Here is a 14,586-nt window from a genome sequence, read left to right on the forward strand (position 1 = left end):
AGATCAAAAGATCGCAGCCTGCGGCAGCTCCTACGGGGGAGTTAGTCAACCGGGGAATTTCCGGCAGCTCCTGTAAGGGTAGTCAGCCGAGCAATTCGCGCAGGCGATACCAGAACATGCCGAGGGCCAGCAGCGGTGAGCGCAGGGCTTTTCCACCGGGAAAGGTCATGTGCGGCACGGCGCTGAAAACGTCCAGCCCTTTGCTGTGCCCGGCATGAATCGCTTCGGCCAGTAACCGTGCGCACCAATGGGTCACGTTCAAACCATGACCGGAATAACCCTGGGCGTAGAACACGTTCGGGTACTGGCTCAAGCGTCCGGCTTGGGGAAAGCGGTTGGCGGTGATGCCGATCATGCCGCCCCATTGATAATCGATGCGCACGTCCGCCAACTGTGGGAAGACCTTGAGCATTTTTGGCCGCATGTATGCGCCGATGTCCTCCGGATCACGCCCGGAATAATGGCAGGCACCGCCAAACAGCAAGCGTCGATCCGCCGAGAGCCGATAGTAATCGAGGCCGACTTTCTGGTCGCACAGCGCCAGGTTCTGCGGGATCAGTTGCGCGGCAACCTCAGGCGTCAAAGGCTCGGTGGCGATGATGTAGCTGCCCGCCGGTAAAACCTTGCCGCTCAGGTGTGGTTCGAGTTCTTCCAGGTGTGCGTTGCAGGCCAGCACCAGACTGCCGGCGCGTACCGTGCCGCCAGCGCATCGAACCTGCACGGTGCTGCCATGGATCAACTCCAGCACCGGGCTCTGCTCGAATATTCGCACCCCGAGAGATTCGGCAACGCGCGCTTCGCCAAGCACCAGATTCAGCGGATGCAAATGCCCCGAACCCATGTCGATCAGGCCGCCGGCATAAACATCGGAGCCCACCACTTGTTGGCGGATCTGCTCGGGGCCAACGAGGCGGGTTTCATGGGTGTAACCCAGTTCGGCGAGGCTTTGCAGTTCCGTTTTGAACGCCTCGAACTGCGCCGGGGTGTTGGCTAGCTCGCAGAAGCCCCAGCGCAGGTCGCAATCGATCCCATGCTCGCGGATGCGGTTGCCCACCAACTCCACGGACTCGATGCCTGCACGCTCCAAATAACGCACACCTTCCTGACCGACATATCGGGCGAAACCGCTGACATCGTGACCGATGCCGCGAATCAACTGCCCGCCATTACGCCCGCTGGCGCCCCAGCCGATCCGTCGGCCTTCCAGCAAAATCACCGAAAGCCCGCGCTGCGCCAGTTCAATCGCGGTGTTGACCCCGGTAAAGCCGCCGCCCACCACGCAGACATCGGCCTCAAGATCCGAGTCCAGCGTGGGGTAGGGGGTCATGCCCTTGGCCGATGCAGCGTAATAGGAGTGAGCGTGTTTGTTGTCGTACTGATTCATTGGTTGGACTTCACTTTGCTCCAGGAGCGGGTCATCAGACGCATGATCGGCTGGGGCGGGGTGGTGGAGATGTAGAGTTTGTCGAGGACTTCCTGAGGAGGATAGACCTCTGGATTATTGACCAGCTCGGGGTCCATGTATTGCTTGGCCGCCGGGTTCGGATTGGCGTAACCGACCGAGGCGCTGACCTTGGCGATTACCTGCGGATCCAGCAGGTTGTTGACGAACGAGTGGGCCTCTTTCGGGTTGCGGGCGTCGGCGGGAATCGCCAACAGATCGAACCACAGATTGCTGCCTTCCTTCGGGATCGAGTAGGCGATGTTCACGCCATTCTTCGCTTCCTTGGCACGGTTCGCCGCCTGGAACACATCGCCCGAATAGCCGAACGCAACGCAAATGTCGCCATTGGCCAGGTCCGACACGTACTTGGACGAATGGAAATAGGTGATGTAAGGCCGGATGGTCAGCAGTTTGGCTTCGGCCTTTTTAAAGTCCGCGGGATTTTCGCTGCGTGGGTCCATGCCCATATAGTTCAGGACCGCCGGGAACACTTCATCGGCCGAATCCATCATCGACACGCCGCACTGACTGAGCTTCTTCAGGTTCTCTGGCTCGAAAAACACCGCCCAGGAATCGATGCGATCGATGCCCAGCACTTGCTTGACCTTGTCGACGTTGTAGCCAATGCCGTTGGTGCCCCACAGGTACGGTACCGAATGTTCATTACCCGGATCGTTTTTTTCCAGCAAAGCCAGCAATTTCGGGTCGAGGTTTTTCCAGTTGGGCAGCTGCGAGCGATCCAGTTTGAGAAACGCGCCGGCCTTCACCTGGCGTGCGAGGAAATGGTTGGAGGGCACCACCACGTCATAACCCGTGCGGCCGGCGAGCAGTTTGCCCTCCAGGGTTTCGTTGGAATCGAATACGTCGTAGATCACCTTGGTCCCGGTTTTCGCCTGGAAGTCGGCGAGGGTGGTCTCGCCGATGTAATCGGTCCAGTTATAGACGCTCACGCTTGGCTGAGCTTGTGCAGTGGCGCTGAACAGCAACGCCAGCGCGACCGGAACCACGGATTTCAATAGACGCATATCGACACCTCTTTTAGTTATTGGGTTTTTGTGGGAGCGGGCTTGCCCGCGATAGCGGTCTGTCAGTCAACGATGATGTCGAATGTGCTGGCCTCATCGCGGGCAAGCCCGCTCCCACAGGGGACTAGACACTGAGCAGCAGGAACTCGCGCTCCCAGGAGCTGATTACCCGCTTGAAGTTCTCGTGCTCCGCACGCTTGACCGCGACGTAACCCCGCACGAATTTGCTGCCCAGGTAGCGTTCGATGGTTTCGCACTCTTCCATGCGCGTCAGTGCGTCCTCGATGGTGATCGGCAAGCGCAGGTTGCGGCGTTCATAGGCGCGGCCTTGTACCGCTGCGCTCGGTTCAATGCGTTCGACCATGCCCAGATAACCGCACAACAGGCTCGCGGCAATCGCCAGATATGGGTTGGCATCAGCGCCCGGCAGGCGGTTTTCCACGCGCATGGCGTCCGGGGTGGAGGTCGGTACGCGCAGGCCGACGGTGCGGTTTTCTTCGCCCCATTCGACGTTGACCGGCGCCGAGGTGTCGGGCAGGAAGCGGCGGAACGAATTGACGTTGGGCGCGAACATCGGCAGCACTTTGGGAATGTACTTTTGCAAGCCGCCGATGTGGTGCAGGAACAGCTCACTCATCTGCCCGTCGGCATCGGCGAAAATCGGCTGGCCAGTGGCGATGTCCACCACGCTTTGATGGATATGCATGGCACTGCCGGGTTCGTCACCGATGGGTTTGGCCATGAAAGTCGCGGTGACGTTGTGCTTGAGTGCCGCTTCGCGCAGGGTGCGTTTGAACACGGTGATCTGGTCCGCCAGATCGAGGGCGTCACCGTGACGGAAATTGATTTCCATCTGCGCCGGGCCGTCTTCGTGGATCAGTGTGTCGAGGTCCAGGCCCTGGAGCTCGCACCAGTCGTAGACGTCTTCAAACAGTGGATCGAACTCGTTGGCGGCGTCGATGGAAAACGACTGGCGACCGCTTTCCGCACGGCCCGAGCGTCCCAGTGGCGCCTTGAGCGGCAAGTCCGGGTCTTCGCAGCGCTGGGTCAGGTAGAACTCCATTTCCGGCGCGACAATCGGCTTCCAGCCTTTGTCGGTGTAGAGCTTCAGGACTTTTTTCAGGACGTTGCGTGGCGACAGTTCGATGGGATTGCCGAACTTGTCGAACGTGTCGTGGATCACGATGGCAGTCGGCTCGATGGCCCATGGAATGACGTAAACCGCGTCGGCGACGGGCTTGCAGACCATGTCGATGTCGGCCGGGTCGAGCAGGTCGTAGTAGATGTCATCGTCGACAAAGTCCCCGGTTACCGTTTGCAACAACACACTTTCCGGCAGGCGCATGCCTCGCTCATGCAGGAACTTGTTGGTGGGTGCAATCTTGCCGCGAGCAATGCCGGTCAAGTCGCTGACCACACACTCGACCTCGGTAATCTTGTGATCTTTCAGCCACGTGAGCAGCTGATCGAAAGGGACATTCATAAAGACCTCGTTGTTGGTTTTATTGACGCCGGGGAAAGCGGCTTCATCCACCGAACACTTCCCCTGTGGCGCGTTGACGACTATCTTGGGTGAGCCTTGCCGTTCCATCTATCCACTTTAAACAGCACAAAGCGCACCAAAAGAGTGCGTAAGGCGCCCCATGACAGCGTGCAATCCGTTACAGGTTCAAGCGTTCAACACCGCCGACGTGGCCGAGCAAATCCGCGCCACACCGGGTTGGGTGCAGCACTATCAGCAGATGTCTCCGGGGCATTTTGCCGGGCGGGTGCGCTATCTGGACCTGCAAGGCGTAGAGATTTACGAGGAACAGATGAACACCCGCGTCGAGCAGAATTTCAGCGCCCCGGAAGGCGCGCTGGCGTTCTGTTTCGATCGCAGCGACAACTCGCTGTACGTGCTGAACGGTGAAAGCCGCAACATCTGGATCACCCCGGAGAACTACCAGGAGATCGCCGTGGTGTTCGGTCCGGAATTCGTTCAGCGGCATGGCCTGGACGTGGCGCGGCTCGAAGGTTTGTTCATGTCGCAGCTCAATTCAGGCCAGAACGCACTGTTCAGCCGCTGGTTGAGTGGGACGTTGACGCGGCTGACGCAGACGCTGGATCCGCCGAGCAAAGAGGCGTTAACCCAGCAACTATTGGAGGACTGTTTGTACATCCTCGATAACGCTTGTGTGTGCCTGGATCGCGCAGGTTTGCAGCGTCGGGCGGAAGAGCGAACGATCATGAAGCGCGTCGCCGAATGGGCCGCCGATACACCGGAAGAAACCCTCAATTTGCTGGAGCTGTCCCAGGTGGCCGGGGTTTCGCTGCGTCAGTTGCAGCATGCGTTCAAGGCGTATACCGCAATGACACCCACGCATTGGCTGCGCTTGCGTCGACTCAACAGTGCGCGCCGCGAATTGCTCAGGCGAACGGCCGGGGAAACGACGGTCGCGCAAGTGGCGATGGATTGGTCGTTCTGGCATTTGGGGCGGTTTTCCAGCAGTTATCGGGCCTTGTTCCAGGAACTTCCCAGCCAAACGCTGGCCCGCAAACACTGTGGACCGTGTCGGAGGTCATCATGAGTCGGTTATCGTCTTTCAGCCTGTGTGTCCTAATGTCGATGGTCTATACGCAGGTGCAAGCCGAAACGGTCGTGCCCTTGAACGGGCAGAACTCGCAACAAGTCCAGCTGGATATAAGTGATTGCAGCAACGTCACGGCGAGCCAGAGCACCTCAAGCCCGCCACCCTCGGAGGGTGCTGCGGTGGATGCTGCTGCCGGGGCGCCGGATGCGGAGGTACGAGGACGTCAACATGACGAATTTTATGAGCCGGTCGAGGACGTGAAACAGCACTATCACGGCTGCCTGCAAGGACGGGGTTATCAGGTCACTCCGTGAGCTGAGTGACGCCTGGATTGCGCTGCCGCCGATCGAGTAAATGAACCATCAGCAAGGCATAGAGCGTGAGGGCGATAAACAATCCCATGCGTACGACGAAGGCGGTATAGACGTCTTTCCCGGCAAGGCTGTCCTGAACCGATTGACCCAGCAGGATGATCAGTGTGATCAGGCTGTTGAGCCAGAACCCCGGGGTTTGTCGGGTCGGGCTCAGGGCATAGAGCTTGCGTGCCAACAGCAAGCCGAACAGGAGCATCCACAGAAAGAACATCCACAGGTGCACAAACAGGCTGAGCGCGCACCAGAACATAATAGCCAACAGCCCGCCCATGAAGGTCGAGCCGAGCAGTTCATGAGCAGCGTTGCGCGCCGTTGTCGTCGAACTCTGCTGACCAAGGCTGACCGCTTTCAAAATGATCGGCAGGTAGCTGGCCGGGTCGATCAGTGCCAACAGGAACGCCGGTATAACAATCAGGGTCGCACGCAGTGCAACCCGGCCCACTTCCTGCGCAGGCAAAGCGCTGGCGGCGGGTGGAGAGGGGGCATTGGCCGGGTCGGGAAACAACCAATGACTGAACGCCACGACGATGACGGCGAGGATCAAGCCCATGACCAAGGCACCAATGACCATCATCGCCAGATCGAAATCGGCAACGCCGGCCGAGGAAATCATGGTCAGGCCAATGATCAGGAAAGTCATGATCAAGGTGTTGCCGCCGCGCAGGCCAAAACCAAAGGCCAGGAACAAACTGACTCCAATCAGCAGCACGCCGGTAATCGGGTAATAACGCAGGATCGGAATCAACAACAGGCCGACACCAGTGGTTAACATCGCAGCCAGTGCGAGAATCAATCCGGCCTTGAATGGCAAAGGCCGATTGAGCGAGGCCAATAGCAACACGGCGAGCACTGGCGAAATAAAGGGGATCGGCAGCGCCAGGCCGTAGCTGATGGCCAGGCACAGCGCCGTGCCGGTGGCGAGACGCAACGCCCGTTGAACACGAGGCGTGCGCTGAGTAGGCGCGCCCTTAATAGGCATAGCTCAGCCAGCTCATCAGCCCCACAAACAATCGGCCGAGCAGATTCAGCGGATTGTCTTCGGTAGGAAACGCCATCACTTCAGCCTGCCCACCGGCACGGATGGCGCGACTGTCGAACAGCGTTTTCCTCGATTCCTCCGAAAACTCGATAATCACCGGAAAACGCTGGGCCGGACGCAGCCAGTCACGACTGTTCTGCACACTGGGGAGGCTGCCGGGCGCAGTGGTCTGCCCCACGCTGACGCCGTAGCCGACACTGCGCACACGGCCGTCGAAAACCTTTCCCGGCAGGGCATCCAGAACGATCGAAACAGGGGTGTCGACCTCGACCAGGCCGAGGTTGTTTTCGGTCATGTCCGCGCTGATCCACACATCATGGATGGCAATCAGGGTCATGACCGGGCTGCCGGCAGTGGCGAACTGTCCGACATCGGTGCGCAGATCGGTAATCAGCCCCGCTGACCGTGCGCGTATCTGCGTGTTGGACAAGTCCAGTTCGGCTTTTGACAACGCCGTGGCAGCGCTACGCAACAGCGCGTTGTCGTCCTCGCTGCCGCCTTCCTGTTCCCGTGCCCGCTGGACTTCGGCATGGGCTGCGGCGACCTGACTGACGGCCTGTTCACGGCTGGCCCGAGACACCTCAAGCAGGCGCACGGAAATGGTGCCGGGGTCTTCGCGGTACAAACCTTCAAGACGCTGATTGTCCTGTCGCGCCTTGAGTTCATTGGCCTGGGCGGCGCGCAAATTGGCTTGAGCCGAAGCAATACCGGCGGTGCTGGCACCGATCTGGCGGCGTGTGGACTCCAGGTCTGCGCGGGCGCGGTCGACGGCTATTTGATAGGGCTGCTGATCCACTTCAAACAACACATCGCCCGCTTTGACGTCCTGATTGTTGCGCACATTCACACGGATCACCCGACCGGCCACTTCGGATGCCACCGGAATGACAAAGGCGCCCACCCGAGCCTGTTGCGTATACGGCGTGAACCGGTCAGCCAACAAGTACCAGGCCAGGCTCAATACGATCAGCAGCATCACCCATTTGATGCCCTTTTTTGCGGGATCGGCAGCAGGCTCTGGCGCCTTGGGGGAGGGTGCCTCAGTGGAGGGCGGCGAGGGTTCAGTCATCGGCTTTGACCTTCTGGCACAGGATAGGATGCTTGCGAAGGGGCCGGCTCATTCAGCAGGTTACCCCAGTCGGTGCGTTGTTCCATTTGCTGGCGAGTTTCTTGATCGACTGTCGTCTGGGCGCTGTACCAACCACCGCCAAGGGCTTTGTACAGGGCGATCAGGTTGCTCACCGCATTACTGCGGCTCAGCAGGTAGTTGTCCTGCTGTTCGAGCAATGCGCGTTGAGCATCCAGCACGCGCTGGAAGTCCGAGTAACCTTCCCGGTATTGAGTGCTGGCCAGGCTCAACGAACGCGCGGCGGCGATCTGTGCTTCACCCAGGATGCGCTCGCGCTCCAGTGATTTGATCAGACTGCCGGCGGCATCATCGGCCTCCCGTGCGGCCTGGCGGACTTTGTCGCGATAAACCTCAATCAGCTGCTGTAACCGCGCATCTTGTACACGCACGTTGTTGCTGATCTGGCCGTGGTCAAACAGGTTCCAGCGCAAACTGGGGCCGCCGATCAGGTCCAGGCTGTTGGAGGTGCCGCTCAACGTGTCGGTGGTCCAGACGATGCTGCCCAGCAAGGTCAGCGACGGATAGAAGTCGGTTTCCGCTACACCGATCAGTGCCGACTGGGCCGCGACATTGAGCTCGGCGGCGCGCACGTCCGGTCGACGCAACAACAGGTTGGCCGGCACGTCTTGCAGCACGGCTTGGTCCACCAGCGGGATCAGCCCTTCATTTTCGAGCAATTGGGGCAGGGCACTGGGTGGCCGGCCGATCAGCACGGCCAACGCGTTGCGGGTGCGCAGTACTTGCGCCTCAAAATCCGGAATGCTGCTCAAGGTGCCCAGGTATTGGGTCTTGGCTTGTTGCAAGTCGAGTTCGGCGCTCTGGCCACTGTTGAACAGTTTCTCGGTGATCTCAAAGTTGCGCTTCTGCTGTTGGGCGTTTTCGCGGGCAACGCGCAAACGCGCTTCGGTGGTGCGCAACGAAAAGTAGGTATCGGCCACCTGAGCACGCAGCAGTACAAGTACGTCTTCATAGTTGGCTTGAGCCGCAAAGTAACTGGCATCGGATGACTCGATGGCTCGACTGAAACGCCCCCAGAAGTCCAGTTCCCAGCCAACGTCAAAGCCCGCGCTGTGTTGCCAGAAGTGGCTGTCTTGCGGGTTGTTGCCGCCGGACTGCTGGCGGTTGAAGTACAGGCTGTCGGCGCTGGCCTGTTGCAGTTGCGGATAGCGTCCGCTTTGCGCAATGCCCAACCGCGCACGGGCTTCCATGACGCGAAGGCCGGCAATTTTCAGGTCTGAATTGTGCGCGTCCGATTCGGCGATCAGCGCGTCGAGGACCGGGTCGGCGAACACTTGCCACCACTGGCGAAGGTCGGGATTCAGGCTTCGTTGGCTGGCCTGCTCAAGCGCGGGGCTGCTCCAGAGTTTTGTCCAGGCTTCGCCCGGGTGCTGAAAATCCGGCCCTAGACGGACACAACCGCCAAGGCCAAGGGCGACCAATAGAAGCAGAGGACCTGAGCGCGTTAGCATCGGTGCACTGATAGTAGATCTTGGGAAAACGTCATCCGAACATCCCTGGCATTGAAATGGCGTTGGTTACCGGTTCGCTTAGGTTAGTACAGCCCGGACAAATACAAGGTCATGTTGAATGATCATAGGATCGACCAACTGCTACGCTTCTGAAGATCTATTAATTGCGGCCAGAAAAGAAGGTTAAGAAGACCATGAGCAACCCTCAGGATGACAATGTACCCAGCTCCACCGGATGGCGTTTCAAAGTGGGCATCGCGATTATCTGTTTGATGCTGGGATCGTGGCTGATGGTGCCTCTCGCTGCCGCGGCGGATGTATCAGGTTCAAAGATTGCGGCCCTGACCGGCGTTTTATTTATCAGTAACAAAATTCTGTTGATTCTCGCGATTGCGATCATGGGCAAAGCCGGCTTTCAGCAACTCAAGCGCAGCCTGTTTGGTTATGTCTCCGCGCTTGCACCGGCGACAGACGTGGAAGTAGGCCCGGCTCGCCATAGAATCGGTCTTGTAATGTTTTGCCTGCCGCTGATCTCGGCATTTCTCGAACCTTACATAGACACTCTTTGGCCGGGGCTGAGACCGAATCTCTGGCAGCTCCAGGCGCTGGGCGATGCCATGCTGATCGGCAGCTTTTTCGTACTTGGGGGAAATTTCTGGGACAAGGTACGCGCGTTGTTTATTCGCACGGCACGTGTCGTTAATACGAGTGCGGTGTGAATCGCCTCTAGCGCGAAATGATCCCGTGATCGATCGCGTACTTTACGAGGGCCGCGGGTTTGTCGATGTTGAGCTTGCGACGGATGCTCAGGCGATGGGTTTCTACAGTCCGGACACTGATGTCCAGTTCGCGAGCCATTTCCTTGTTGTTCAGCCCCTGAGCCATTTTGTACAGCACCTGGCTTTCGCGCGGAGTCAGCTCGTTGTCGGTACTTTTATCGGCAATGAGCCGCTGTGCGATTTCGGCACTGTAGAACGTCCCGCCACTGACAATGGCTTCGATCGCCGCAATGATTTCCCGTGAAGGCGCGTTCTTCAGCACATAGCCGCTGGCACCCGAGCGAACGGACTCACTCACGTATTCATAGTTGTCATACATGCTCAGCACCAGCACCTTGAGCGACGGGTACTGACTGCGTAACAACCGCGTCAGCTCGAGGCCATTGATGTCCTTCAGGCTGATGTCGACCAGCAACAGATCCGGCTGGCATCGTCCGACCATCTCGATGGCGTCGACGCCATTCTCGGCTTCTCCCACCACTTCCAGCTGCGCCATGACCGCCAGCAGCGATTTGATTCCGTCGCGGACCAGGGAGTGATCGTCGACCAGGGCGACGCGGATCGGGTAGGGCAGGTTCATCGCAGGCATTCACTCTAATTGTTATGGGTTGAGTCAGCGTTCTGTACCGGGCAGTTTCATCGGCAGCAGCACGTCCAGCTCACTTCTTCCCGGCATCGATGTCAGGTCGAATCGACCGCCAAAATGCTCGACACGTTCACGGATGTTGCGCAGGCCAATGCCAGCGTGACTACGTTCGACCTGGGCGACGTTGAAACCGACACCGTCATCGACCACCGTCAACCGTACGGACTTTTCACAGCCGTGCAGGGTAATGATGACGTTTTTTGCCTGTGCGTGGCGTTCGATATTGGTCAGGCCTTCTTGCACGATGCGAAACAACGAGACGGCAGCGCCATCGACCAGGTGACAGTCGAATTCGTTATCGTCGAAGGTCACGACAAGACCGCTGCGCTGTTCGAATTCTGCGGCGAGTTGACCAATCGCCGCCGGCAGGCCGAGGGTGTCGAGCAGCGACGAGCGCAAGTCGTGAGAGAGGCTGCGAACCTCGCCAATCGCTTCCCCCAAGCGCTCCGTGGCGTCTCTTAAAATGCTTAAGCCCTTGTCTTGTCCATTCTCCAGCACATGGCTGGCCAGTTCGAACTGAAACTTGATAGACACCAGTAGCTGACTGATGCCGTCGTGCAGCTCTCGGGAAACCCGCGACCGTTCTTCCTCCTGCAAGCTGACGATGCGTTGAGTCAGGCGCTGGAGTTTCTTGTCGGCGAGGCGATGTTCGCTGACGTTCAGCGTCATGCCGCTGGCGAACACAAACAGCACCGCCACAAGGGCCACCGCGGCAATCGCCAGCATGGTTTTGCGAATGCCCTGTGCCACTTCGGCGCGTGCTTGTTGGGTGGCGTGTTCGACGTCTTCAAGGTAGATGCCGGTGCCGAGCATCCAGCCCCAACGATCCAGCATTACTACGTAGGCGAGCTTGTCGGTCACTTGGCCGGAAGAGGGTTTGTTCCAGGCGTAACGTTGAAAGCCTTCGCCGGATTGCGCACTTTTGAGCAACGCCTGGATCACGGGTAAACCGTGAGGGTCGGTCATGTCCCACAGGTATTTGCCCACCAGCTCTGACTGGCGCGCGTGCATCAGACTGCGGCCCTCGCGGTCGTAGACGAAGAAGTAGCCGTTGATGCCAAAGCTGAGCTTGCGCAGTTCTTCGAGCACTTGTTGTTGCGCGCGCTCATCGCCCCGACCGTCGTCGTACAGCGGCGCGATCAGACTCTGCGCCATTTCGACGTAGTTTTTCAGTTCTGCGCGCTTACTGGCCAGAATGCTGTCTTCGATCAGTTGCGCCTGTTGATCACCCAGTTGGCGGTTCAGGGAAATCACCAGCGCGCAGATGACCGCGATCGCCAACACCAGCGGCAGAATCCCGAGCGCGACGATTTTGTGTTTGAGCTGCATCTCTACTCCTGGCCAGACCGATGGAAGGCGAAGGCCCGGCATCATATGCCAAAGATACGTGCCTCCAGTAGCAGTGCTGGACGGAATGACCTGCGGCCGTCATGAAACGCAAAAAACTGTGGGAGCGGGCTGTGGCGAGGGGGCTTGCCCCCGTTTGAGTGCGTAGCACTCACAAGATATTTGGTACATCAGAGATTTTTTGGGGCTGCTTCGCAGCCCAACGGGGGCAAGCCCCCTCGCCACGCCCGCTCCCACAGGTTTTGCATTTCAACGGACGGATCAGCGGTGTCTACGTAGAACTACGTAGACGCCACGTACGTAGTAACGCGGATTTATTTGTCGACAGCATGGGCGGATATTGGGCCCGCTCCGCAATGCGGACACAATTATAATAATTACCGCCGCAGCCACTGGTTGTCGGCAGGAGACACGCTATGCCCCGTCTGGCTAAACACCTCGCCTGGTTTGCCGTGGCTGTCTTGGGAGCGTTTGCGCTAAGTGTCGTGGCCCTGCGCCGCGGCGAAGCCATCAACGCCCTCTGGATCGTAGTCGCAGCAGTCGCTATCTATCTCGTCGCTTACCGCTATTACAGCCTGTTCATCGCCACCAAGGTGATGCAACTCGATCCCAATCGAGCCACTCCCGCCGTACTCAACAATGATGGTCTGGACTATGTGCCGACCAACAAACACGTACTCTTCGGTCACCACTTCGCGGCCATCGCTGGCGCGGGGCCGCTGGTCGGCCCGGTATTGGCGGCGCAAATGGGCTATCTGCCCGGTACGCTGTGGCTGATTGCCGGCGTAGTGCTGGCCGGTGCGGTTCAGGACTTCATGGTCCTGTTCCTGTCCACCCGCCGCAACGGTCGTTCTTTGGGCGATATGGTCCGTGAAGAAATGGGCCGCATCCCCGGGACTATCGCGCTGTTTGGCTGCTTCCTGATCATGATCATCATCCTCGCGGTGCTGGCGCTGATCGTGGTCAAGGCCCTGGCCGAAAGCCCGTGGGGGATGTTCACGGTGATGGCGACCATTCCGATCGCGATGTTCATGGGCATTTACATGCGCTACATCCGCCCAGGCCGCATCGGTGAAATCTCGGTGATCGGCGTGGCATTGCTGCTGGGTTCGATCTGGCTGGGCGGACAGATTGCCGCTGACCCGGTGTGGGCCAAGGCCTTTACCTTCACCGGCATCCAGATTACCTGGATGCTGATCGGCTACGGGTTCGTGGCCGCTGTGTTGCCGGTGTGGCTGATTCTGGCGCCTCGCGATTACCTGTCGACCTTCCTGAAGATCGGCACCATCGTTGCGCTGGCGATCGGCATTCTGATCACCATGCCCGACCTGAAAATGCCGGCGCTGACCCAATTCATCGACGGCACCGGGCCGGTATGGAAGGGTGGGTTGTTCCCATTCCTTTTCATCACCATTGCCTGTGGCGCGGTGTCGGGTTTCCATTCGCTGATTGCTTCCGGCACCACGCCGAAGCTGCTCGCCAGTGAAGGCCATGCCCGTTACATTGGTTACGGCGGCATGCTGATGGAGTCCTTCGTGGCCATCATGGCAATGGTTGCCGCTTCGGTGATCGAACCGGGCGTGTACTTCGCCATGAACAGCCCCGCAGCCCTTGTCGGCTCGGATGCTGTTTCGGTGGCTCAGACCGTCAGCAGTTGGGGCTTTGCGATTACCCCGGAAGCGCTGCAAGCAGTGGCCAAGGACATCGGTGAAACCACCATCCTGGCCCGTGCCGGCGGTGCACCGACCCTGGCGGTCGGTATCGCGCAGATCCTGCATCAACTTCTGCCGGGTGAAAACACCATGGCATTCTGGTACCACTTCGCGATCCTGTTCGAAGCGCTGTTCATCCTGACCGCGGTCGACGCCGGTACCCGTGCCGGACGCTTCATGCTGCAGGACTTGCTCGGTTCCTTCGTGCCGGCGCTCAAACGCACCGAGTCCTGGACCGCCAACCTGATCGCGACCGCCGGTTGCGTGGCAATGTGGGGTTACCTGCTGTACCAAGGCGTGATCGACCCACTGGGAGGCATCAACACCTTGTGGCCGCTGTTCGGTATCTCCAACCAGATGCTGGCGGGTATCGCGCTGATGCTGGCGACCGTCGTGCTGATCAAAATGAAACGCCAACGCTACGTCTGGGTGACCATGCTGCCAGCGGTTTGGTTGCTGATCTGCACCACCACCGCAGGCTTCATCAAACTGTTCGACGCCAACCCGGCAATCGGCTTCCTGGCACTGGCGAAGAAATACAGCGATGCCCTGGCCAACGGTCAGGTCCTCGCGCCGGCCAAGAGCATCGAGCAGATGCAGCATGTGATCTATAACGCTTACACCAACGCAACGCTGACCGCGCTGTTTTTGCTCGTGGTGTTCAGCATCCTGTTCTTTGCGCTCAAGGTTGGTATCGCCGCCTGGGGCACCAAAGAGCGTACGGATAAAGAAGCGCCATTCCAGGCTCTGCCGGATGCTTGATGGAGGAGGGTGCCCATGTTCAATGACCTGAGTCGCCTTGGTAAATACCTGGGTCAGGCTGCCCGCTTGATGGTTGGAATGCCTGACTACGACACTTACGTTGAGCATATGCAAACCAAACACCCGGATAAGCCGGTGATGAGCTACGAGGTGTTCTTTCGCGAACGTCAGGAGGCTCGTTACGGAGGCGGGAATGGACAGACTCGCTGTTGTTGATTGATCGCAAAGCTCAATTCTGAAGTTGCTTCATACTCTAATCGAGTGCCTGAAAAACCCGGCTGATAAGG

General features: G+C 58.9%; 13 protein-coding genes. 5 read left to right on the forward strand and 8 right to left on the reverse strand.

What is annotated here, in order from left to right:
* Nucleotides 1-82: 82 nt before the first annotated feature.
* The 3 genes from TU81_RS03320 to TU81_RS03330 form a co-directional block, all read right to left on the reverse strand.
* On the reverse strand, nt 83-1,384 hold the full coding sequence (locus tag TU81_RS03320) for an NAD(P)/FAD-dependent oxidoreductase (RefSeq protein WP_048393361.1): 1,302 nt from the start codon (nt 1,382-1,384) through the stop codon (nt 83-85).
* The gene (locus TU81_RS03325; RefSeq protein WP_048393362.1) at nt 1,381-2,469 is read right to left on the reverse strand and encodes a polyamine ABC transporter substrate-binding protein; all 1,089 of its coding nucleotides are present in this window, start codon (nt 2,467-2,469) and stop codon (nt 1,381-1,383) included. Before TU81_RS03325 ends, TU81_RS03320 begins: the two co-directional genes overlap by 4 nt.
* Before the next feature lie 124 nt (nt 2,470-2,593).
* The gene (locus TU81_RS03330; RefSeq protein ID WP_038983727.1) at nt 2,594-3,952 is read right to left on the reverse strand and encodes a glutamine synthetase family protein; all 1,359 of its coding nucleotides are present in this window, start codon (nt 3,950-3,952) and stop codon (nt 2,594-2,596) included.
* Between the two features lie 160 nt (nt 3,953-4,112).
* Here TU81_RS03330 and TU81_RS03335 point away from each other — a divergent pair, with 160 nt between their 5' ends.
* Both TU81_RS03335 and TU81_RS03340 read left to right on the forward strand, forming a co-directional pair.
* On the forward strand, nt 4,113-5,039 hold the full coding sequence (locus tag TU81_RS03335; protein WP_048393364.1) for a helix-turn-helix domain-containing protein: 927 nt from the start codon (nt 4,113-4,115) through the stop codon (nt 5,037-5,039).
* The gene (locus tag TU81_RS03340; protein WP_038983265.1) at nt 5,036-5,356 is read left to right on the forward strand and encodes a hypothetical protein; all 321 of its coding nucleotides are present in this window, start codon (nt 5,036-5,038) and stop codon (nt 5,354-5,356) included. Before TU81_RS03335 ends, TU81_RS03340 begins: the two co-directional genes overlap by 4 nt.
* Here the strand turns inward: TU81_RS03340 and TU81_RS03345 are convergent.
* The 3 genes from TU81_RS03345 to TU81_RS03355 are packed head-to-tail and all read right to left on the reverse strand — an operon-like array spanning nt 5,346 to nt 9,053.
* Complete coding sequence (locus TU81_RS03345) at nt 5,346-6,395, reverse strand: DUF2955 domain-containing protein (protein WP_048393365.1); 1,050 nt, start codon at nt 6,393-6,395, stop codon at nt 5,346-5,348. The two genes, TU81_RS03340 and TU81_RS03345, sit on opposite strands and share 11 nt — an antisense overlap.
* Nucleotides 6,385-7,524, reverse strand: a complete 1,140-nt coding sequence (locus TU81_RS03350; RefSeq protein ID WP_038983267.1) for an HlyD family secretion protein — start codon at nt 7,522-7,524, stop codon at nt 6,385-6,387. The genes TU81_RS03345 and TU81_RS03350 overlap by 11 nt, the downstream gene beginning before the upstream one ends.
* The gene (locus TU81_RS03355; protein WP_048393367.1) at nt 7,521-9,053 is read right to left on the reverse strand and encodes an efflux transporter outer membrane subunit; all 1,533 of its coding nucleotides are present in this window, start codon (nt 9,051-9,053) and stop codon (nt 7,521-7,523) included. The genes TU81_RS03350 and TU81_RS03355 overlap by 4 nt, the downstream gene beginning before the upstream one ends.
* 194 nt (nt 9,054-9,247) lie before the next feature.
* Here TU81_RS03355 and TU81_RS03360 point away from each other — a divergent pair, with 194 nt between their 5' ends.
* Complete coding sequence (locus TU81_RS03360) at nt 9,248-9,772, forward strand: transporter suffix domain-containing protein (protein WP_048393369.1); 525 nt, start codon at nt 9,248-9,250, stop codon at nt 9,770-9,772.
* 7 nt (nt 9,773-9,779) lie between these two features.
* On the opposite strand, the gene TU81_RS03365 is transcribed toward TU81_RS03360, so the two are convergent.
* Together TU81_RS03365 and TU81_RS03370 are read right to left on the reverse strand one after the other, a co-directional pair.
* On the reverse strand, nt 9,780-10,412 hold the full coding sequence (locus TU81_RS03365) for a response regulator (RefSeq protein ID WP_008015035.1): 633 nt from the start codon (nt 10,410-10,412) through the stop codon (nt 9,780-9,782).
* 33 nt (nt 10,413-10,445) lie between these two features.
* Nucleotides 10,446-11,807 (reverse strand): cache domain-containing protein, encoded by a 1,362-nt coding sequence (locus TU81_RS03370; protein WP_038983270.1) that lies wholly within the window; start codon nt 11,805-11,807, stop codon nt 10,446-10,448.
* A gap of 434 nt (nt 11,808-12,241) precedes the next feature.
* Here TU81_RS03370 and TU81_RS03375 point away from each other — a divergent pair, with 434 nt between their 5' ends.
* Both TU81_RS03375 and TU81_RS03380 read left to right on the forward strand, forming a co-directional pair.
* Nucleotides 12,242-14,299, forward strand: coding sequence for a carbon starvation CstA family protein (locus tag TU81_RS03375; RefSeq protein ID WP_048393372.1), 2,058 nt, complete (start codon nt 12,242-12,244; stop codon nt 14,297-14,299).
* Nucleotides 14,300-14,314: 15 nt separating this feature from the next.
* On the forward strand, nt 14,315-14,515 hold the full coding sequence (locus tag TU81_RS03380) for a YbdD/YjiX family protein (protein ID WP_038983272.1): 201 nt from the start codon (nt 14,315-14,317) through the stop codon (nt 14,513-14,515).
* Nucleotides 14,516-14,586: the final 71 nt, after the last annotated feature.

This window comes from Pseudomonas lini (assembly GCF_001042905.1).
Lineage (GTDB): Bacteria > Pseudomonadota > Gammaproteobacteria > Pseudomonadales > Pseudomonadaceae > Aquipseudomonas > Aquipseudomonas lini.

What these genes read in the sequence shown, in the direction of transcription:
- TU81_RS03355 (WP_048393367.1), bottom strand. Translation starts at nt 9,053, where the DNA reads ATGCTAACGCGCTCAGGTCCTCTGCTTCTATTGGTCGCCCTTGGCCTT.
- TU81_RS03330 (WP_038983727.1), bottom strand. Translation starts at nt 3,952, where the DNA reads ATGAATGTCCCTTTCGATCAGCTGCTCACGTGGCTGAAAGATCACAAG.
- TU81_RS03325 (WP_048393362.1), bottom strand. Translation starts at nt 2,469, where the DNA reads ATGCGTCTATTGAAATCCGTGGTTCCGGTCGCGCTGGCGTTGCTGTTC.
- TU81_RS03335 (WP_048393364.1), top strand. Translation starts at nt 4,113, where the DNA reads ATGACAGCGTGCAATCCGTTACAGGTTCAAGCGTTCAACACCGCCGAC.
- TU81_RS03320 (WP_048393361.1), bottom strand. Translation starts at nt 1,384, where the DNA reads ATGAATCAGTACGACAACAAACACGCTCACTCCTATTACGCTGCATCG.
- TU81_RS03370 (WP_038983270.1), bottom strand. Translation starts at nt 11,807, where the DNA reads ATGCAGCTCAAACACAAAATCGTCGCGCTCGGGATTCTGCCGCTGGTG.
- TU81_RS03350 (WP_038983267.1), bottom strand. Translation starts at nt 7,524, where the DNA reads ATGACTGAACCCTCGCCGCCCTCCACTGAGGCACCCTCCCCCAAGGCG.
- TU81_RS03365 (WP_008015035.1), bottom strand. Translation starts at nt 10,412, where the DNA reads ATGAACCTGCCCTACCCGATCCGCGTCGCCCTGGTCGACGATCACTCC.
- TU81_RS03340 (WP_038983265.1), top strand. Translation starts at nt 5,036, where the DNA reads ATGAGTCGGTTATCGTCTTTCAGCCTGTGTGTCCTAATGTCGATGGTC.
- TU81_RS03345 (WP_048393365.1), bottom strand. Translation starts at nt 6,395, where the DNA reads ATGCCTATTAAGGGCGCGCCTACTCAGCGCACGCCTCGTGTTCAACGG.
- TU81_RS03380 (WP_038983272.1), top strand. Translation starts at nt 14,315, where the DNA reads ATGTTCAATGACCTGAGTCGCCTTGGTAAATACCTGGGTCAGGCTGCC.
- TU81_RS03360 (WP_048393369.1), top strand. Translation starts at nt 9,248, where the DNA reads ATGAGCAACCCTCAGGATGACAATGTACCCAGCTCCACCGGATGGCGT.
- TU81_RS03375 (WP_048393372.1), top strand. Translation starts at nt 12,242, where the DNA reads ATGCCCCGTCTGGCTAAACACCTCGCCTGGTTTGCCGTGGCTGTCTTG.